This window comes from Phytobacter sp. RSE-02 (assembly GCF_040578655.1).
GTDB classification, from domain to species: Bacteria; Pseudomonadota; Gammaproteobacteria; order Enterobacterales; family Enterobacteriaceae; genus Phytobacter; species Phytobacter diazotrophicus.
In genome coordinates this window covers 63813-83853 of sequence record NZ_JBEULY010000013.1, presented here as the reverse complement: position 1 = coordinate 83853, position 20041 = coordinate 63813, and the positions used below count along the sequence as shown (strand labels likewise).

Annotated in this window: 18 protein-coding genes and 1 other RNA gene; 14 read left to right on the top strand and 5 right to left on the bottom strand. The window is 53.9% G+C overall.

Annotation, left to right across the window (positions count from 1 at the left end; genetic code table 11):
* Positions 1-382 precede the first annotated feature (382 nt).
* Together yqgB and speA are read left to right on the top strand one after the other, a co-directional pair.
* The gene (yqgB, locus tag ABU190_RS21980) at positions 383-514 is read left to right on the top strand and encodes an acid stress response protein YqgB (protein WP_132438713.1); all 132 of its coding nucleotides are present in this window, start codon (positions 383-385) and stop codon (positions 512-514) included.
* Between the two features lie 8 nt (positions 515-522).
* Positions 523-2499, top strand: a complete 1977-nt coding sequence (speA, locus tag ABU190_RS21975; protein WP_354692398.1) for a biosynthetic arginine decarboxylase — start codon at positions 523-525, stop codon at positions 2497-2499.
* 180 nt (positions 2500-2679) lie between these two features.
* On the opposite strand, the gene ABU190_RS21970 is transcribed toward speA, so the two are convergent.
* Positions 2680-3438, bottom strand: a complete 759-nt coding sequence (locus tag ABU190_RS21970) for a M48 family metallopeptidase (protein ID WP_039077998.1) — start codon at positions 3436-3438, stop codon at positions 2680-2682.
* 281 nt (positions 3439-3719) lie between these two features.
* Between ABU190_RS21970 and tkt the strand changes: the two genes are divergently transcribed.
* The 7 genes from tkt to ABU190_RS21935 all read left to right on the top strand — a co-directional run bounded on the left by tkt (position 3720) and on the right by ABU190_RS21935 (position 12123).
* Positions 3720-5711: a transketolase gene (gene tkt / locus ABU190_RS21965; RefSeq protein ID WP_071195997.1), complete on the top strand. Its 1992-nt coding sequence runs from the start codon at positions 3720-3722 to the stop codon at positions 5709-5711.
* Between the two features lie 334 nt (positions 5712-6045).
* Positions 6046-7065 carry an erythrose-4-phosphate dehydrogenase gene (gene epd, locus ABU190_RS21960; protein WP_165158018.1) on the top strand — a complete coding sequence of 340 codons (1020 nt, stop codon included), beginning with the start codon at positions 6046-6048 and terminating at the stop codon, positions 7063-7065.
* A 49-nt stretch (positions 7066-7114) separates the two neighbouring features.
* Complete coding sequence (gene pgk, locus ABU190_RS21955) at positions 7115-8278, top strand: phosphoglycerate kinase (RefSeq protein ID WP_039077995.1); 1164 nt, start codon at positions 7115-7117, stop codon at positions 8276-8278.
* A gap of 98 nt (positions 8279-8376) precedes the next feature.
* Positions 8377-9456 (top strand): class II fructose-bisphosphate aldolase, encoded by a 1080-nt coding sequence (fbaA, locus tag ABU190_RS21950; RefSeq protein WP_039078179.1) that lies wholly within the window; start codon positions 8377-8379, stop codon positions 9454-9456.
* 186 nt (positions 9457-9642) lie between these two features.
* Entirely contained in the window at positions 9643-10503 is an 861-nt protein-coding gene (locus ABU190_RS21945; protein ID WP_039077994.1) for a small-conductance mechanosensitive channel MscS, read from the top strand.
* A 140-nt stretch (positions 10504-10643) separates the two neighbouring features.
* A complete protein-coding gene (gene argO, locus ABU190_RS21940) occupies positions 10644-11279 on the top strand; it encodes an arginine exporter ArgO (RefSeq protein ID WP_039077993.1) in 636 nt (211 codons plus the stop codon).
* 94 nt (positions 11280-11373) lie between these two features.
* Positions 11374-12123 (top strand): oxidative stress defense protein, encoded by a 750-nt coding sequence (locus tag ABU190_RS21935; RefSeq protein WP_039077992.1) that lies wholly within the window; start codon positions 11374-11376, stop codon positions 12121-12123.
* 103 nt (positions 12124-12226) lie between these two features.
* Here the strand turns inward: ABU190_RS21935 and argP are convergent, their stop codons facing one another.
* Positions 12227-13120: a DNA-binding transcriptional regulator ArgP gene (gene argP / locus ABU190_RS21930; protein WP_039077991.1), complete on the bottom strand. Its 894-nt coding sequence runs from the start codon at positions 13118-13120 to the stop codon at positions 12227-12229.
* Between the two features lie 174 nt (positions 13121-13294).
* On the opposite strand from argP, the gene rpiA reads away from it, so the two are divergent.
* Together rpiA and serA are read left to right on the top strand one after the other, a co-directional pair.
* Positions 13295-13954 (top strand): ribose-5-phosphate isomerase RpiA, encoded by a 660-nt coding sequence (rpiA, locus tag ABU190_RS21925; RefSeq protein WP_039077990.1) that lies wholly within the window; start codon positions 13295-13297, stop codon positions 13952-13954.
* A 265-nt stretch (positions 13955-14219) separates the two neighbouring features.
* A complete protein-coding gene (gene serA, locus ABU190_RS21920) occupies positions 14220-15452 on the top strand; it encodes a phosphoglycerate dehydrogenase (RefSeq protein ID WP_354692397.1) in 1233 nt (410 codons plus the stop codon).
* Between the two features lie 84 nt (positions 15453-15536).
* Here the strand turns inward: serA and ABU190_RS21915 are convergent, their stop codons facing one another.
* The 3 genes from ABU190_RS21915 to zapA all read right to left on the bottom strand — a co-directional run bounded on the left by ABU190_RS21915 (position 15537) and on the right by zapA (position 16707).
* A complete protein-coding gene (locus ABU190_RS21915; RefSeq protein WP_354692396.1) occupies positions 15537-16133 on the bottom strand; it encodes a 5-formyltetrahydrofolate cyclo-ligase in 597 nt (198 codons plus the stop codon).
* 19 nt (positions 16134-16152) lie between these two features.
* Positions 16153-16336: non-coding RNA, 6S RNA (gene ssrS, locus ABU190_RS21910), on the bottom strand.
* Positions 16337-16377: 41 nt separating this feature from the next.
* Positions 16378-16707, bottom strand: a complete 330-nt coding sequence (gene zapA / locus ABU190_RS21905; RefSeq protein ID WP_039077987.1) for a cell division protein ZapA — start codon at positions 16705-16707, stop codon at positions 16378-16380.
* Between the two features lie 223 nt (positions 16708-16930).
* Here zapA and ABU190_RS21900 point away from each other — a divergent pair, with 223 nt between their 5' ends.
* From ABU190_RS21900 to ubiH, 3 genes are read left to right on the top strand one after another with little or no spacing between them, the layout of a single operon-like run.
* The gene (locus ABU190_RS21900; protein WP_125123904.1) at positions 16931-17509 is read left to right on the top strand and encodes a YecA family protein; all 579 of its coding nucleotides are present in this window, start codon (positions 16931-16933) and stop codon (positions 17507-17509) included.
* A gap of 25 nt (positions 17510-17534) precedes the next feature.
* Positions 17535-18851, top strand: coding sequence for a Xaa-Pro aminopeptidase (pepP, locus tag ABU190_RS21895; protein WP_271849749.1), 1317 nt, complete (start codon positions 17535-17537; stop codon positions 18849-18851).
* Positions 18848-20026, top strand: a complete 1179-nt coding sequence (gene ubiH, locus ABU190_RS21890; RefSeq protein ID WP_354692395.1) for a 2-octaprenyl-6-methoxyphenyl hydroxylase — start codon at positions 18848-18850, stop codon at positions 20024-20026. The genes pepP and ubiH overlap by 4 nt, the downstream gene beginning before the upstream one ends.
* The last annotated feature ends 15 nt before the right edge of the window (positions 20027-20041 follow it).

The window sequence follows — 20041 nt, the reverse complement described above, 5'->3', positions numbered from 1 at the left end:
CACCCCGTTATCGGTATAAAACGCCGCGCGCGGCTCATATTAAAAGCGCACGGGACTCCTCGTGTTGCCACTTCCAGCCGGGTTAAGCAATTTATGGCTTTGGCTTGTCGCAGGTCGCAAGACGTGTGTGGAGGTGATACGAGATAATGAACCGTTGCTTTCAGCAGAATCCGTTGCGTCGTTCTGACGCGCGTTTATTCCCCGCAACCCGCATTTCAAATCTGCAAACCTGCCGATGTTATACCCATTTCGGCGCTTCTCAGGACTCCCGGGCCGGTATGGCACAGTGATGACTGAACAAGGGCTCTCCTGTTGATTCAGGGGTTTTCTCGTGGTTTCGCCGAACCGTCATATTTCGTTCGGTCACGTGTTTTACAATGTTATGAACAAGAAACCGGTCGCACAGTCGGCGTTTCAGCATCTTATGCTGCATAGCCAGACTGTTTATGGGTTGTTATCGCAACGTAACGTTGTGATAGTAGTTAACTGTTTTACACTTAATACAAAGAGTTGAGGTTCGCTATGTCTGACGACATGTCTTCATTTTCGCCTTCGTCAGCAGGCGAACACGGTGTACTACGTTCCATGCAGGAGGTTGCGATGAGCTCCCAGGAAGCCAGCAAGATGCTTCGTACTTACAATATTGCCTGGTGGGGTAATAACTATTATGACGTCAACGAACTGGGCCATATCAGCGTATGCCCGGATCCTGATGTCCCGGAAGCCCGTGTTGACCTGGCTCAACTGGTAAAAGCCCGAGAGGCGCAAGGCCAGCGTTTACCTGCGCTGTTCTGCTTCCCGCAGATCCTGCAACATCGTCTGCGTTCCATTAACGCCGCCTTTAAACGCGCGCGCGAATCCTATGGCTATAACGGCGATTACTTCCTGGTTTACCCGATTAAAGTAAACCAGCATCGTCGCGTTATTGAGTCGCTGATCCATTCCGGCGAGCCGCTGGGTCTTGAGGCCGGTTCGAAAGCCGAATTAATGGCGGTTCTGGCCCATGCGGGCATGACCCGCTCGGTGATTGTCTGTAACGGCTATAAAGACCGTGAATACATCCGTCTGGCACTTATTGGCGAGAAAATGGGCCACAAGGTCTATCTGGTCATTGAGAAGATGTCGGAAATCGCGATTGTGCTGGAAGAAGCCGAGCGCCTGAATGTGGTGCCGCGCCTGGGTGTGCGTGCGCGTCTGGCGTCGCAGGGCTCCGGTAAATGGCAATCCTCCGGCGGCGAGAAATCCAAATTTGGTCTCGCGGCGACGCAGGTTCTGCAACTGGTGGATATTCTGCGTGATGCCGGTCGTCTGGACAGCCTGCAACTGCTGCATTTCCACCTCGGTTCGCAGATGGCCAACATTCGCGATATCGCCACCGGCGTGCGTGAATCGGCACGTTTTTATGTTGAACTGCATAAGCTGGGTGTCGACATTCAGTGCTTCGACGTGGGCGGCGGTTTGGGTGTGGACTATGAAGGTACGCGTTCCCAGTCAGATTGCTCGGTGAACTATGGCCTGAATGAGTATGCCAATAATATTATCTGGGCGATTGGCGATGCCTGTGAAGAGAACGGTCTGCCGCATCCGACAGTGATTACCGAGTCGGGCCGTGCGGTGACAGCACATCATACTGTGCTGGTGTCTAACATCATCGGTGTGGAGCGTAACGAATATACCGACGCGACACCTCCGCCAGAAGACGCTGCCCGCCCGCTGCAAAGTATGTGGGAAACCTGGCTGGAGATGCATGAAACCGGCAACCGCCGCTCGTTGCGCGAATGGCTGCACGACAGCCAGATGGATCTGCACGATATTCACATCGGTTACTCCTCTGGCACTTTTAATCTTCAGGAGCGCGCCTGGGCAGAGCAACTGTATCTGAACATGTGCCATGAAGTGCAAAAGCAGCTCGACCCGAGCAACCGCGCACATCGTCCGATTATTGACGAACTGCAGGAGCGTATGGCGGATAAGATTTACGTCAACTTCTCCCTGTTCCAGTCAATGCCGGATGCCTGGGGTATCGATCAACTCTTCCCGGTGCTGCCGCTGGAAGGTTTGAATCACGCGCCGGAACGTCGTGCGGTGTTACTGGATATCACCTGCGATTCCGACGGCGCTATCGATCACTATGTGGATGGCGATGGTATTGCGACCACCATGCCGATGCCGGAGTACGACCCGGAAAACCCGCCGATGCTGGGCTTCTTTATGGTTGGCGCGTACCAGGAAATTCTCGGCAACATGCATAACCTGTTTGGCGATACCGAAGCGGTGGACGTCTTTGTATTCCCTGACGGCAGCGTGGAAGTTGAACTGTCGGATGAAGGCGATACCGTGGCCGATATGCTGCAATATGTGCAGCTCGATCCGAAAACTTTGCTGATTCAGTTCCGCGATCAGGTGAAACAGACCGATCTGGACGATGCGCTGCAACAGCAGTTCCTCGAAGAGTTTGAAGCAGGGCTGTACGGGTATACCTACCTCGAAGACGAGTAATCAGGACTCACCTTTAACTGACCGGTTTAATCATCTAAATCGGTCAGTTTTTTATTTATAGCGTCCTGGAAAGCATGAAGGGCCTGTTCGGCTTATGGATAGTGTGGAGAAGGATGTGACCGACGCGCGTAACTCGTCGCCCCGGTAAGCGCAGCGCCACCGGGGATGTTATATGTCAAATTACTTAATACCGTCTGCCGCCAGGCGATCGCGGATATGTTGCGCACGTTCAGCCGAGGCCGGGTGATCGTCAAACATGGAGCTCTGGCGACCCTCTTCGAGTTTTGCTAATTTTTCGAAGCTGGTGGCCAGCCCAATCGGGCTAATTCCACGTTTGCGCAACAGATCATAGGAATAATCGTCCGCTTCGGACTCCTGACGCTGCGAGAACTGCGAATTCACCAGTTTCTCGCCCAGGTCACCCAACTGAGATTGCGATAAATTGCCTACGACGCCGCCCGCCGATGCGGCCGCGGCACGCACGGCATTGGTGCCAAGCGCCACCTGCATGCCTTTCTTCACGTGACCGAGCGCAACGTGGCCCATTTCATGGCCAATTACCGCCTCGACCTCGTTGTCATTCATCATATCCATCAGACCGCTATAAACACGGATACAGCCATTCGCCATGGCAAAGGCGTTAACATCTTTTGCTACGTAAACCTTGTAGTTCACCGGCTGGCCGTTGATATTATCGCCCAGCGCGGCGGCAATCTTACTAAGCCTCTGATTATACTGACTGCCCGCAGGGGCTATCGTTGCTTTACTGTCCATCTGCTTACAGGCTTCGTCACTCAGGCTTTTAACCTGAGCATCGCTCAATGTGTAGGCCTGAAAAGCTTCTGCACCGGAGGTCATAAAACCGTTGGAGTCCATATTCTGACAACCTGCCAACAGGGTCGCTGTTGTCAGAGCAAGCAAAGCCGGGCGAATTTTCATCTCTTATCTTCCACGCAGGTTAATTCATAATTCTGATAATGCGCCGCGCACAAACGAGCCGGTGCAGTTGCACAAGTATAAAGAATAGAAGGATTACGGGGCGAGTCCATTGCGCAACGACCATGCACCTTCCAGAGATTTCTTAATCCTCAAAAGGATGCTCCATGTACATGACTTGCCGCTTGGGTTACATTGTTGGCACTTTTTTCCGGCGTAGCCCATAACGCGCTGTAGTCAAGTCGTTCCGGGCATGGCCTTTAACAGTCCGATCTGGAGTCAAAATGTCCTCACGTAAAGAGCTTGCCAATGCCATTCGTGCGCTGAGCATGGACGCGGTACAGAAAGCCAAATCCGGTCACCCGGGTGCCCCGATGGGTATGGCTGACATCGCCGAAGTCCTGTGGCGTGATTTCCTGAACCATAACCCGCAGAACCCGGCATGGGCTGACCGCGACCGTTTCGTGCTGTCCAACGGCCACGGTTCAATGCTGATTTACAGCCTGCTGCACCTCACCGGTTACGACCTGCCGATTGACGAGCTGAAAAACTTCCGTCAACTGCATTCAAAAACCCCGGGTCACCCGGAAGTGGGTTACACCGCAGGTGTGGAAACCACCACCGGCCCGCTGGGTCAGGGCATTGCCAACGCTGTGGGCATGGCGATTGCGGAGAAAACCCTGGCGGCGCAGTTTAACCGTCCGGGCCATGACATTGTTGACCACTTCACTTACGCGTTCATGGGCGACGGCTGCATGATGGAAGGTATCTCTCACGAGGTATGCTCCCTGGCCGGTACCCTGAAACTGGGCAAACTGGTTGCGTTCTACGACGACAACGGCATCTCCATTGACGGCCACGTGGAAGGCTGGTTTACCGATGATACCGCCGCACGCTTTGAAGCCTATGGCTGGCACGTAGTACGTGGGGTTGACGGTCATAACGCTGACTCCATCAAACGTGCAGTAGAAGAAGCGCGTGCAGTCACCGACAAACCGTCCCTGCTGATGTGCAAAACCATCATCGGCTTCGGTTCGCCGAACAAACAGGGTACTCACGACTCCCACGGCGCGCCGCTGGGCGACGCGGAAATCGCACTGACCCGCGAAGCGCTGGGCTGGAAACACCCGGCATTTGAAATCCCGTCTGAAATCTATGCTCAGTGGGATGCAAAAGAAGCAGGTCAGGCGAAAGAATCCGCCTGGAACGAGAAGTTCGCAGCCTACGCCAAAGCCTTCCCGCAGGAAGCCGCAGAGTTCACCCGTCGTATGAGCGGTGAGCTGCCGTCTGATTTCGACGCAAAAGCCAACGAATTCATCGCGAAGCTGCAGGCGAACCCGTCCAAAATCGCCAGCCGTAAAGCGTCCCAGAATGCGATTGAAGCGTTCGGTCCGCTGTTGCCGGAATTCCTCGGCGGCTCCGCAGATCTCGCGCCTTCTAACCTGACCATCTGGTCTGGCTCTAAAGCGATTAACGAAGATACTGCCGGTAACTACATCCATTACGGCGTGCGCGAGTTCGGTATGACCGCTATCGCTAACGGTATCTCCCTGCACGGTGGTTTCCTGCCGTACACCTCCACCTTCCTGATGTTTGTGGAATATGCCCGTAACGCGGTGCGTATGGCGGCCCTGATGAAACAGCGCCAGGTGATGGTCTACACCCACGACTCTATCGGTCTGGGCGAAGATGGCCCGACTCACCAGCCGGTTGAGCAGGTGGCAAGCCTTCGCGTAACCCCGAACATGAGCACATGGCGTCCGTGTGACCAGGTAGAATCTGCAGTGGCATGGAAATACGGCGTTGAGCGTGCCGATGGCCCGACCGCGCTGATTCTGTCCCGTCAGAACCTGGCGCAGCAGGAGCGTACCGCTGAGCAACTGGCAAACGTGGCCCGTGGTGGTTACGTGCTGAAAGATTGCGCTGGTCAGCCAGAGCTTATCTTCATCGCCACCGGTTCTGAGGTTGAACTGGCGGTTGCCGCATGGGAAAAACTGACTGCCGAAGGCGTGAAGGCGCGCGTGGTTTCCATGCCGTCCACCGACGCGTTCGACAAACAGGATGCCGCCTACCGTGAATCCGTACTGCCGAAAGCCGTTTCTGCACGCGTGGCAATTGAAGCGGGTATCGCTGACTACTGGTTCAAATATGTGGGCCTGAACGGCGCTATCGTCGGGATGACCACCTTCGGTGAATCTGCACCGGCAGAGCTGCTGTTTGAAGAGTTCGGCTTTACCGTAGACAACGTGATCGCTAAAGCGAAAGCGCTGCTGTAATTGCTATTGGATTGAGGGCTGATGCCCTCACTCTGCCCCTTTCCCGATGGGAGAGGGGACGGATACTAAAACGGTAACCAACAGGTTACCGTTTTGTTTTTTACCTCGAAGTATTCCCGCAAAAAATGTGACGTAAGTCAGATAAATGGTCGCCAGGGCTGGACATGGATTCCTTTTATTCTGTGTTTCGCTTATTCTAGCTGAAGCGTTTCAGTCGCTTAAATGTTCGACAATTAATCAATCAAACGCAGTTTGTGACAGGCGAGGTTCCCCTGTAAAGGTTGCTGCATTACTCTGTGAGCCACCTCAAATTGGGTAACCTTGCAGGAGATCTATGAGCGTACGCATAGCGATTAATGGCTTCGGTCGCATCGGGCGCAACGTGGTTCGTGCTTTGTATGAATCCGGGCGTCGGGCGGAAGTCACCGTGGTGGCAATCAATGAACTGGCAGATGCGGCAGGCATGGCCCATTTATTGAAATATGACACCAGCCACGGGCGTTTCGCATGGGATGTACATCAGGAGCGCGAGCAGCTGTTTGTCGGTGAAGACGCGATTCGTATTCTTCACCAGCGCGATATTGCCGCGCTTCCCTGGCGTGAGCTGGGCGTTGATGTAGTGCTCGATTGCACGGGCGTGTTTGGCAGCCGTGCCGATGGCGAAGCGCACCTGGCGGCGGGGGCGAAGAAAGTGTTGTTCTCGCATCCCGGCGGTAACGATCTCGACGCGACGGTCGTTTTTGGCGTCAACCAGGATGCCTTAAAAGCTGACGATCGTATTGTGTCCAACGCCTCCTGCACCACGAACTGCATTATTCCGATTATTAAGCTTCTTGACGACGCCTGGGGAATTGAATCGGGTACTGTCACCACGATCCATTCCGCAATGCACGATCAGCAGGTGATTGACGCCTATCATCCTGATTTACGCCGTACGCGTGCAGCCAGCCAGTCTATTATTCCTGTGGACACGAAACTGGCGGCGGGTATCACCCGTATTTTCCCGCAATTTTATGATCGGTTTGAGGCGATTGCGGTACGCGTACCGACCATAAATGTGACGGCCATCGACCTGAGCGTGACGGTGAAAAATCCGGTAAAAGCGTGTGAAGTCAATGCCTTGCTGCAAAAAGCAGCACAGGGAACATTTCATGGTATAGTTGACTATACGGAATTACCGTTGGTCTCAACAGATTTTAACCATGATCCGCACAGTGCCATTGTTGATGGCACGCAAACACGGGTCAGTGGCGCGCACCTTATTAAAACCCTGGTATGGTGCGATAACGAATGGGGCTTTGCTAACCGAATGCTCGACACGACGTTAGAGATGGCCGCAAAAGGTTTCAGGTAGGGCGCACATTGCGTTCGCAAAACTTTATGAATCATTGAGAGGATTCACCATGTCTGTAATTAAGATGACCGATCTGGATTTGGCAGGTAAACGCGTTTTCATCCGTGCGGATCTGAACGTACCGGTTAAAGATGGCAAAGTGACCAGCGATGCGCGTATCCGTGCTTCTCTGCCGACCATCGAGCTGGCGCTGAAACAAGGCGCGAAAGTGATGGTTACCTCCCATCTGGGTCGTCCGACCGAAGGCGAGTACAACGAAGAGTACTCTCTGCTGCCGGTTGTTAATTACCTGAAAGACAAACTGTCCAACCCGGTACGTCTGGTTAAAGACTACCTGGATGGCGTTGAAGTTGCTGCAGGTGAACTGGTTGTTCTGGAAAACGTTCGTTTCAACAAAGGCGAGAAGAAAGACGACGAAGCGCTGTCCAAAAAATATGCTGCACTGTGCGACGTATTTGTGATGGACGCTTTCGGTACTGCTCACCGTGCACAGGCTTCAACTCACGGTATCGGTAAATTCGCAGATGTTGCGTGCGCAGGTCCGCTGCTGGCTGACGAACTGGAAGCGCTGGGTAAAGCGCTGAAAGAACCTGCTCGCCCGATGGTCGCTATCGTTGGTGGTTCTAAAGTTTCCACTAAACTGACCGTTCTGGACTCCCTGTCTAAAATCGCTGACCAGTTGATCGTCGGTGGCGGCATCGCCAACACCTTCGTTGCTGCTCAGGGCCACAACGTGGGTAAATCCCTGTACGAAGCTGACCTGGTTGACGAAGCAAAACGCCTGCTGGGCACCTGCGATATTCCGGTTCCGACAGATGTTCGTGTTGCTACCGAGTTTTCCGAAACCGCGACCGCTACCCTGAAATCTGTTTCTGACATCAAAGACGAAGAGCAGATTCTGGACCTGGGCGATGTTTCTGCGCAGAAACTGGCTGATATCCTGAAAAACGCGAAAACCATTCTGTGGAACGGCCCGGTGGGCGTGTTCGAATTCCCGAACTTCCGCAAAGGTACTGAAATCGTTGCTAACGCCATCGCTGACAGCGAAGCGTTCTCCATCGCAGGCGGCGGCGACACTCTGGCAGCTATCGACCTGTTCGGTATCGCTGACAAAATCTCCTACATCTCCACTGGCGGCGGTGCGTTCCTCGAGTTCGTGGAAGGCAAAGTGCTGCCGGCAGTCGCAATGCTCGAAGAGCGCGCTAAGAAGTAAGTATTCAATGGGCAGGGAAACCTGCCCAATTTTCAGCGCGCGTCATGCTCGCGAACTTTTTTCCAACGGTCGAAGATACAGATACAGGACTCGAAAACATGTCTAAAATTTTTGATTTCGTAAAACCGGGCGTCATTACCGGTGATGACGTACAGAAAGTGTTCCAGGTAGCGAAAGAAAATAACTTTGCGCTGCCAGCAGTTAACTGCGTGGGCACCGATTCCATTAACGCCGTTCTGGAAACCGCTGCGAAAGTGAAAGCACCGGTTATCGTTCAGTTCTCCAACGGTGGTGCTGCATTCATCGCGGGTAAAGGCGTGAAAACCGACATTCCTCAGGGTGCTGCTATCCTGGGGGCGATCTCTGGTGCGCATCACGTACACCAGATGGCAGAGCACTACGGTGTTCCGGTTATTCTGCACACTGACCACTGCGCGAAGAAACTGCTGCCGTGGATCGACGGCCTGCTGGACGCGGGTGAAAAACACTTTGCTGCTACCGGCAAACCGCTGTTCTCTTCTCACATGATCGACCTGTCTGAAGAGTCCCTGGAAGAAAACATCGAGATCTGCTCCAAATATCTGGCGCGCATGTCCAAAATCGGCATGACGCTGGAAATCGAACTGGGCTGCACCGGTGGCGAAGAAGACGGCGTGGACAACAGCCACATGGACGCTTCTGCACTGTACACTCAGCCGGAAGATGTTGATTACGCATACACCAAACTGAACGCAATCAGCCCGCGCTTCACCATTGCCGCTTCCTTCGGTAACGTGCATGGCGTGTACAAACCGGGTAACGTGAAACTGACCCCGACTATCCTGCGCGACTCTCAGGAATATGTTTGCAAGAAACATAACCTGCCGCACAACGCCCTGAACTTCGTATTCCACGGCGGTTCCGGTTCTACTGCTCAGGAAATCAAAGACTCCGTAAGCTACGGCGTTATCAAAATGAACATCGATACCGACACCCAATGGGCGACCTGGGAAGGTATTCTGAACTACTACAAAGCCAACGAAGCGTATCTGCAAGGTCAACTGGGCAACCCGAAAGGCGAAGACCAGCCGAACAAGAAATACTACGATCCGCGCGTATGGCTGCGTGCAGCGCAGTCTTCTATGATCACGCGTCTGGAACAGGCTTTCAAAGAACTGAACGCGGTTGACGTTCTGTAAATTTTGCCTTGTTTCCTGAATCAGGCCCGCTTATGCGGGCCTTTTTTATTTCCGATTCAATAGCCTGCACTCATCATTAAATGTGATCCATTTGGCAAAATCGTCCCTTATTGTTTACCCTTTAGGTGTCTGTCCGCCACCGTCGGGAAGGATTGTTCTCGTACGGATCAACATAAGGAACAAAGAATGGAAGATCTTCACGTCGTCGATAGCATCAATGACGCAGGCTCCTGGCTGGTGACCAATCAGGCGTTACTGCTGAGTTACGCTGTTAACATCGTTGCCGCCATTGCCATCATCATTGTGGGTATGATCGTTGCCCGCATGATTTCAAACACCGTCAATAAACTGATGCGGGCGCGGCACATTGATGCCACCGTTGCCGATTTTCTCTCTGCGCTGGTGCGCTACGGCGTCATTGCATTTACCCTGATAGCCGCACTGGGGCGCGTGGGGGTACAAACCGCCTCGGTCATCGCTGTACTGGGTGCCGCCGGTCTGGCAATCGGTCTGGCGCTACAAGGGTCACTCTCGAACCTGGCCGCCGGGGTACTGCTGGTGACATTTCGCCCGTTCCGTTCCGGGGAATATGTTGATCTGGGGGGCGTCGCCGGTACCGTTCTGCAGGTGCAGATTTTCTCCACCACGCTGCGCAGCGCCGATGGCCGCATAATCGTGGTTCCCAACGGTAAAATTATCGCCGGGAACATTATCAACTTTTCCCGCGAGCCGGTGCGTCGTAACGAATTTATTATTGGCGTTGCGTACGACTCCGATATCGATCTGGTCACGAAATTGCTGACCGATATCATCCAGGCTGATGACCGTATTCTGAAAGACCGTGAAATGACGGTGCGTCTGAATGAACTCGGGGCGTCTTCCATCAACTTTGTGGTACGCGTCTGGAGTAACAGTAGCGATCTGCAAAACGTCTACTGGGATGTGCTGGAGAAAGTGAAACGCAGCTTTGATGAGCACGGTATCAGTTTCCCTTACCCGCAAATGGATGTGAATTTCAAGCGGGTGAAAGAGCCTGTCGAAGAGTAAAGAATAAGGCCGGCACTGCTGGCCTTTTTACTGCTTTCTATTATTAGCTCCGCTTATTACTCATTAAAATATTCAATTTCCGCTAATGATTCTTGCGCGTTATAGTCTGAATCCAGAAAAAAGATGAGTGAGAATCTAGTGTGATAACCTATTACTTTCAAGGTCTTATATTGGGTGCCGCGTTGATTTTGCCCCTGGGGCCGCAAAATGCCTTTGTTATGAACCAGGGGATCCGTCGCCAGTACCACATCATGACGGCTTTGCTGTGTACGCTGAGCGACTTGCTGCTGATTTGCGCCGGGGTCTTCGGCGGCAGCGCCTTGTTGATGCAATCTCCCTGGCTGCTGGGGCTGGTCACCTGGGGCGGCGTCGCTTTTTTGCTGTGGTATGGCTATGGCGCGCTGAAAACCGCGTTCGGCAGTCATATCGAGCTTGCCAGCGCCGAAGCGATGAAGCAGGGACGCTGGAAAATCATCGCGACCATGCTGGCGGTGACCTGGCTTAATCCTCATGTCTATCTGGATACCTTTGTTGTACTCGGCAGTCTCGGCGGGCAACTGGAGGCGGAGCCGAAGCGCTGGTTTGCGATGGGGACGATCAGTGCGTCTGTTATCTGGTTTTTTGGCCTGGCGATGCTGGCGGCCTGGTTTGCCCCGCGTCTGCGTACGGCAAAAGCACAACGTATCATCAATCTGATCGTCGGGGCGGTAATGTGGGTTATTGCCGCGCAACTGGCAAAAGAGGGCGTGGCCCATATGCAGGCGTTATTAAACTAAGTCTGGTCTGATAGACAAACCAACGGTATCCGCTAAGCTTTTGCCTGGCGTGCCGTTTTGTTACGGACGTAATAAGCAACATGGAGGAGCAACCGTGAAATTCAAAGTGATGGCCCTGGCGGCATTAGTGGGACTGAGTGTCATGTCGGTACAGGCAAGTGAACTGCCTGATGGCCCGCACATTATTACCTCGGGTACGTCGAGCGTGGACGCAGTGCCGGATATTGCCACCCTGGCGATTGAAGTGAACATCCAGGCGAAAGATGCTGCAACCGCCAAGAAACAGGCAGACGACCGCGTCGCCGAGTATCTCTCCTTCCTCGACAAGAATGGCGTAGTGAAGAAAGACATCAACGCCGCCAACTTGCGCACCCAGCCGGATTATGATTACCAAAACGGTAAAAGCGTGCTGAAAGGTTGGCGTGCCGTACGTACGGTGGAAGTAACCCTGCGCGATCTGGAGAAGCTCAATTCTCTGCTGGATGGTGCACTGAAAGCCGGTCTGAATGAAATCCGTTCCGTTTCGCTGGGCGTTGCGCAACCGGATTCTTACAAGGATAAGGCGCGTAAAGCCGCCATTGATGATGCGGTTCATCAGGCCGAACAACTGGCAGCCGGTTTCCACGCGAAGCTTGGCCCGGTGTATAGCGTGCGTTACCACGTTTCCAATTATCAGCCGAGCCCGATGGTTCGCATGATGAAAGCAGATGCGGCGCCGGTATCCGCACAGGAAACGTACGAACAGCCGACCATTCAGTTTGCCGATCAGGTGGATGTTGTGTTCCAGCTTGAGCCAACGCAGAGCCAGACTCAGCAGCCAGCAACAACGGACAAAACGCAGTAATTTCAAATGAGTGGGATATGTGGCCGCATCTGGGAAATCCAGATGCGCCACGCTTACCGGGGGCTGCATTTTGCACGATATGTCGCCCCGGTAAGACAATGTTTTAATCTTGCCTTAGCACCTTGTGGCCGTACGCCAGCAGTGCGTCGGTGACGTTGCGCATCATGCGGCTTTCTGGCGCAAACCGGTGCCAGAACAGCATCCGGCGCTGGAAGAGACCCGGCGTCAGATCGATCAGCTCTCCGGCATTCAACTCTCTTTCGATTTGCAGATGCGGGATCATACAGCAGGTCGTTCCCTGCCTTGCCAGTTGCACAAATGCTTCCGACGAGTTAACGATATGGCAGGGTACGCTGCCCGGCGGCAGGTCGAAGTTTTGCTGTAAGAAGGCCTGGTGCATATCGTCGAGATGATCAAACGCCACGGCAGGCGCTTTAAGTAACGCCGAGCGGGTTACGCCATTCGGGAAGTAACGTTCAGCAAAGGCTTTTGAACCGACAAACAGGTAATCAAGCGCGCCAAGCTGGTCAACGAGGCAACTTGGCAGAGCCTGCGGCTGAATACTTACCGCACCGACCACTTCGCCGCGACGCAGACGCTCCTGAGTGCGGGTTTCATCTTCAACCTGTAAATTCAGACGAATTGGCGAGTCGGCCAGTACCGGTGCCAGCGCGGGCAGCAGCCAGGTTGCCAGACTGTCGGCGTTCACCGCCAGCGACAGCAGGAGTGGGGTGGAGCCGGTTTGCTCATCACCCAGCCACTCTTCTTCCAGCAATTCTACCTGGCGCAGCAGCGCCAGCAATTTTTGCCCTTGCTCAGTGGGGCGCGGTGGGACGGTGCGCACCAGCAGGGGCTGACCAAACATATTTTCGAGCTGTTTAATTCGCTGCGATACGGCGGACTGAGTGATACACAGCTTCTGCGCGGCGCGCTCAAACCCACGTTCCCGAATGACCGCATCGAGCGCCTGTAACGTTCTGTAGTCCGGACGTTTCATCTGACTGACATACTCCTGCAAAATAATTACTCAGCACTATGACATAATTTTTTGTCTCTTACAGACGAAAATGTACCTGCTGGTAATGTGACACAGCTCACAGGGACTTTTCCCCCTTCCATGTTCTATAATGCGCTTCGAATTCCACACCATTCTCACCACAGGCGAACGACGATGACGCAGGACGAATTAAAAAAAGCAGTGGGTTGGGCAGCGCTGAAATATGTTGAACCGGGTACTATCGTAGGTGTTGGTACCGGCTCCACCGCTGCGCACTTTATTGACGCGCTCGGTACCATGAAAGGTCAGATTGAAGGGGCGGTCTCCAGTTCCGATGCCTCGACAGAAAAACTGAAAGGCCTGGGTATCACCGTATTCGATCTGAACGAAGTCGATCGTCTGGGAATTTATGTTGATGGCGCGGATGAAATCAACGGTCAGATGCAGATGATCAAAGGCGGCGGCGCCGCGTTAACGCGCGAAAAGATCATTGCCTCGGTAGCCGATAAATTTATCTGTATTGCCGATGCGTCCAAACAGGTCGAGATCCTCGGTAAATTCCCGCTACCGGTGGAAGTGATCCCGATGGCACGAAGCGCCGTAGCGCGTGAACTGGTGAAGCTGGGCGGTCGTCCTGAATATCGCCAGAATGTGGTCACCGACAACGGCAACGTGATCCTCGACGTCTTTGGTCTGGAGATTATCGATCCTGTTGCGCTGGAAAATACGATTAATGGCATTCCGGGTGTGGTAACCGTGGGCTTGTTTGCCAACCGCGGCGCGGATGTGGCTTTGATCGGCAGCGCCGATGGCGTCAAAACCATCACAAAATGATCTGTGTGGGGGACGTGTTCCCCCATGAAAAAAATCTCAAAGAGCAAATTTGGTGACATCTGTCACGCTTCTGGATTCGCCCTGATAATCCTCCCGCCTCTGTGGCTATTTCCAGCATATTCCTCTGCCATTTCTCACTGTATGACATTCCTTCACAGGGCCAACGCAAACGTTCATATTGCTGCAATAGTTTTTTTTGATATGTTGACTACAGCGGATGAATATCCACACAACATCAGTTATGACAAAAAACAGGGTCGGGTAAATGGCAAAGGTATCACTGGAGAAAGACAAGATTAAATTTCTGCTCGTCGAAGGGGTGCATCAGAAAGCACTCGATAGCCTTCGTGCAGCAGGTTACACCAACATCGAGTATCACAAAGGCGCGCTCGACAGTGAGCAGCTCAAAGAGTCTATCCGTGATGCCCACTTCATTGGCATTCGATCCCGTACTAACCTGACCGAAGATGTTATTGCCGCCGCTGAAAAACTGGTTGCGATTGGTTGTTTCTGTATTGGTACCAACCAGGTCAATCTGGATGCGGCGGCACAGCGCGGTATCCCGGTATTTAACGCCCCGTTCTCTAACACGCGTTCCGTGGCGGAACTGGTGATTGGCGAGCTGTTACTGCTGATGCGCGGTATTCCGGAAGCGAACGCCAAAGCGCACCGCGGAATCTGGAACAAACTGGCCGTGGGCTCTTACGAAGCGCGCGGTAAAAAATTGGGCATCATTGGCTACGGTCACATCGGTACCCAACTTGGCATTCTGGCTGAGTCACTCGGTATGCACGTTTATTTCTATGATATTGAAAGCAAACTGCCGCTGGGTAACGCGACCCAGGTTCAGCACCTGTCCGATTTGCTCAATATGAGCGATGTTGTCAGCCTGCACGTGCCGGAAAATGCCTCGACCAAAAACATGATGGGCGTGGAAGAGCTGGCGCTGATGAAGCCGGGATCACTGCTGATCAACGCCGCACGTGGTACGGTTGTTGATATTCCGGCGCTGTGCGATGCGCTTAAACGTAAACACCTGGCGGGCGCGGCAATCGACGTGTTCCCAACTGAGCCGGCAACTAACAGCGATCCGTTTAATTCGCCGCTTTGCGAATTCGATAACGTGATTTTGACGCCGCATATTGGCGGCTCAACCCAGGAAGCCCAGGAAAACATCGGCCTGGAAGTAGCGGGTAAGCTGATTAAGTACTCTGATAACGGCTCAACGCTCTCTGCCGTTAACTTCCCGGAAGTGTCGCTGCCGCTGCACGGTGGTCGTCGTCTGCTGCACATCCACGAAAACCGTCCTGGCGTGTTGACCGCAATCAACCAGATCTTTGCTGGCGACGGTATCAACATCGCCGCTCAGTATCTGCAAACGACCCCGTATATGGGCTATGTGGTTATCGATATTGAAGCCGAAGAAGATGTGGCGCAAAAAGCGCTGCAGAGCATGAAGGCGATCCCGGGTACGATTCGCGCACGCCTGCTGTACTAACTTTGCAGTACTGGATGGCGAGATAAATGCAAAACGGCAACCTGAGGGTTGCCGTTTTTATGTGTTCTCACTCACCCTGTGGTTTCACCAACTCCACAATCTCGACGGCGTCACCACCGCAGGGAGCGGAATATCCCACTCTTCCACTGGAAGCATATCAACATGCTGACAATCATGCGCGTAACCCACCGGCTGTAAACCATATCGTTGCCAGTTTTGCAGCGTTCTGTCGTAAAAGCCCCCGCCCATTCCCAGTCGTTGCCCCTGGCTGTCAAAGGCAACCAGCGGGGTTATCAGGACATCTAACTGCGCAAGCGGTAAGACATCGCGCACGTCCAGTTTCGGTTCCTGAATTTTCAGGCGATTGATAACCAGCTCGCTATGCGGATGGTATTGCAAAAACAGCAGATTGCCCGGGCTGAACGGATGCAGCACCGGCAGATAAACGCGTTTGCCGCTGCGCCAGAGCTGTTCGATAAGCGGTTGGGTGTCCAGCTCGCCATCGAAGGAGAGAAAAAGGGCGACGGTATGCGCCATCACGACCGGCGGATACGCCATCATGTGCGCTGCCGCTGCAATCGAAAAGTGTTCCTGTTGCCCCGCGGTAAGGGCGCGACGACGCTGCCGTATGATTTTACGGATTTCCTGACGTGACGGGGGAAGAGCAGAAAGTTGTGTCATGGTACCAGGTAGAAAGAAGGGAATCTCCGAGATGCCGCCGCAGGCTGTAACCCTTGAACCCTTGGTTCAAGGTGAATGTGTCGTCATAGTTTTAAGGCTTCTCGGACGGACCGAGCATGCTCACCAACCATGGAGCGCCACATTCTTGTGGTATGAAATATCGGCTCAGGGGACTGGCCCGCTTGCGAACATCTCAGAGAAATTTTTTCTTCACGGTCACTCTACCATAGTTAACCTTGAAGTGTTATTCAAACTTCGGCCCCGGTCTTTCGGATATGCGACCCTGATCAAGCAATGCCTGTTCGATGGTCTGTTGTAACATCCGAATACGCTGTTCCATGCTGGATGCGTAGTCACGGGTTTTCGCCTTTTCCTGAGTCAGTTCATAGCTGATATTCAGCGCTGCGATAAAGACTAACTGCTCAGTATTTGTGACTCTAGTGCGAACTTTCAGATCTTGCAACCGCTGATTCAGATCCTCCGCGGCCTGATTCAGAGCATCTCTCTGTTCAGGCGGGCAATTCACTCGCAGTGAACGGCCAAAAATTTGGATATCGACGGGTTGTGCAGACATGCCACCTTCCTGCTGTTTGACTGCGCTCTGCCTTCACAGCCGAGTCCTGGCTGCGAAGGGGCGTCACTATAGCCACCCTGGTGAGAGGATTCAAGCTCTTTGCTATACCTTAATTCACTCATAGCGCATGCAAAGGCATGTAACGTGAAGCATGACGGGTATATCACCAGGGTCCAAAGTGGTAGCATACCATGAATATTCTCCCCAACGACGATGAATGCGCATGTCTATACAGAACGAAATACCTGGTTACAACGATGTAGGCCAGTTGCTCAATCAGCAAGGTGTTGGACTGATTCCTGCGGAAATGCACGGGCTTATCGCGGGGATGCTTTGTGGCGGCAACAACGACAGCTCCTGGCAGCCGCTGTTGCATGACCTGACTAACGAAGGGCTGGCATTCGGCCATGAGCTCGCACAGGCGCTGCGCAGCATGCATGCCGCCACCAGCGACTCACTGGAAGATGACGGTTTCCTGTTTCAGCTTTATCTGCCGACCGGCGACGACGTGAGTGTGTTTGACCGTGCCGATGCGCTGGCAGGCTGGGTTAACCACTTCCTGCTGGGGCTTGGCGTCACGCAGCCGAAACTCGACAAAGTGACCGGCGAAACCGGTGAAGCGATTGACGATCTGCGTAACATTGCTTTGCTCGGTTATGACGAAGATGAAGATCAGGAAGAGCTGGAAATGTCGCTCGAAGAGATCATCGAATATGTGCGCGTTGCGGCGCTGTTGTGCCATGACACATTTACCCGTCCGCAGCCAACGGCACCCGAAGTGCGTAAGCCAACCCTGCATTAATCTATATCCGCTCAAAGGAGATGTCATGACACAGCTTGAGTTTCTCCGACGCCGTCAGGCGTTGCTGGCGCAGATGGCGCCAGCCAGCGCGGCGCTTATTTTCGCGGCGCCGGAAGCGACCCGCAGTGCCGACAGTGAATACCCGTATCGTCAGAACAGCGACTTTTGGTATTTCACCGGTTTTAATGAGCCGGAAGCGGTGCTGGTGCTGATTAAAAGTGATGATACCCATAACCACAGCGTCCTGTTTAACCGGATTCGCGATAAGACGGCGGAAATCTGGTTTGGCCGCCGTCTGGGGCAGGAAGCGGCGCCAGAAAAACTGGGTGTGGACAGGGCGCTGGCGTTTCCGGAAATAGGCAAACATCTTTATCAATTGCTCAACGGCCTGGACGCGGTCTATCACGCCCAGGGCGAATACGCTTATGCTGATGAGATTGTCTTTGCCGCGCTGGATAAACTGCGTAAAGGCTCTCGACAGAATCTCACTGCCCCGGCCACGGTGACCGACTGGCGACCTATCGTGCATGAAATGCGTCTGTTCAAGTCAGCCGAAGAAATCGAGGTAATGCGTCGCGCCGGAGAGATTTCGGCGCTGGCACATACCCGCGCCATGCAAACCTGTAAACCCGGGATGTTTGAATACCAGCTTGAAGGCGAAATCCACCACGAGTTCAACCGTCACGGCGCCCGTTTTCCGTCCTATAACACTATCGTCGGTGCCGGGGAGAATGGCTGTATTTTGCATTACACCGAAAACGAAAGCGTGATGCGTGATGGTGATCTGGTGCTGATCGACGCAGGTTGCGAATACATGGGGTATGCCGGCGATATTACCCGTACCTTTCCGGTTAACGGAAAGTTCAGCCCGGCGCAGCGTGAAGTGTATGACATTGTACTGGAATCACTGGAAACGGCCCTGCGCCTGTTCCGCCCCGGCACTTCGATTCAGGAAGTGAACGGGGAAGTGGTGCGCATCATGGTAACCGGGCTGGTGAAACTGGGCATTCTTAAGGGTGAGGTTGACACGCTGGTTGCTGAGAATGCGCATCGCCCTTTCTTTATGCATGGTCTGAGCCACTGGCTGGGGCTGGATGTCCATGATGTCGGCGTCTATGGTCAGGATCGCTCGCGTATCCTTGAACCGGGGATGGTATTAACCGTTGAGCCGGGTCTCTATATCGCCCCTGATGCCGACGTACCAGAAGCCTATCGGGGGATTGGCATTCGCGTGGAAGATGACATTGTGATCACCGAAAACGGTAATGAAAACCTCACCGCCAGCGTCGTCAAAAAAGCCGATGACATCGAGGCGCTGATGGCAGCGGCACGTCGCTTATGAGTGTGATTATTGTGGGTGGCGGTATGGCAGGCGCGACGCTCGCGCTGTCGATTTCGCACTTAACCGGTGGTCGCCTTCCTGTTCATCTGATCGAAGCGACCGAACCGAGTTCTCAGGATCACCCAGGCTTTGATGCGCGCGCTATCGCGCTGGCGGCGGGAACGTGCCAGCAGCTCGCGCGAGTGGGGATCTGGTCACATATCGTCGAGAAAGCCACGCCGATTACCACCGTGCATGTCAGCGATCGCGGCCATGCTGGTTTCGTGACTCTTGATGCTGATGATTATCACATTGAGGCGCTCGGCCAGGTGGTGGAACTGCACGATGTCGGTAGCCGTCTTTTTAGTCTTCTGAAAAAAGCGCCTGGCGTGACGCTCCATTGTCCGGCACGTGTGAGCTTCTTCTCCAGGGATGAAGACCGCGTGGCGGTCGCACTGGAAAGTGGGGAGACGATTAACGGAACCCTGCTGGTCGCCGCGGATGGCTCCCGCTCTGCGCTGGGTGCGCAATGTGGTATTAGCTGGCAACAGGCACCCTATCAGCAGGTTGCGGTGATTGCTAACGTCACGACCTCGGTGGCGCATCAGGGGCGCGCGTTTGAGCGTTTTACCGCTCACGGCCCGCTGGCAATGCTGCCGATGTCGCACGGACGTTGCTCGCTGGTGTGGTGTCACCCGCTCGACAGACAGGAACAGATCCTGAACTGGAGCGATGAGACCTTCTGCCATGAACTGCAAAAAGCCTTTGGCTGGCGACTGGGCCGAATCATGCAGGCGGGAGTCCGTAACGCTTATCCGCTTTCTCTCTCCACCGCCTCCTCGCCTATTTCACATCGAACTGTGCTGGTTGGAAATGCCGCGCAGACGCTCCACCCGATTGCCGGGCAGGGCTTTAACCTGGGGATGCGTGATGTGATGAGCCTGGCCGAAACGCTGGCCGATGCCTGGACACAGCAGCAGGATGTTGGCGGTTATGGCGTGCTGACACGCTATCGCGATCGTCGCCGTGATGATAAGTGCGCTACGATTGGCGTGACAGATGGGTTAGTGCATCTTTTTGCTAATCGCTGGGCGCCGCTGGTTGTCGGGCGTAACGTCGGTTTGATGGCAATGGAATTATTTACCCCGGCGCGTGATGCGCTGGCGCAGCGTACTCTGGGCTGGGTGGCGCGTTAAGGTCTTCAGGAGCTA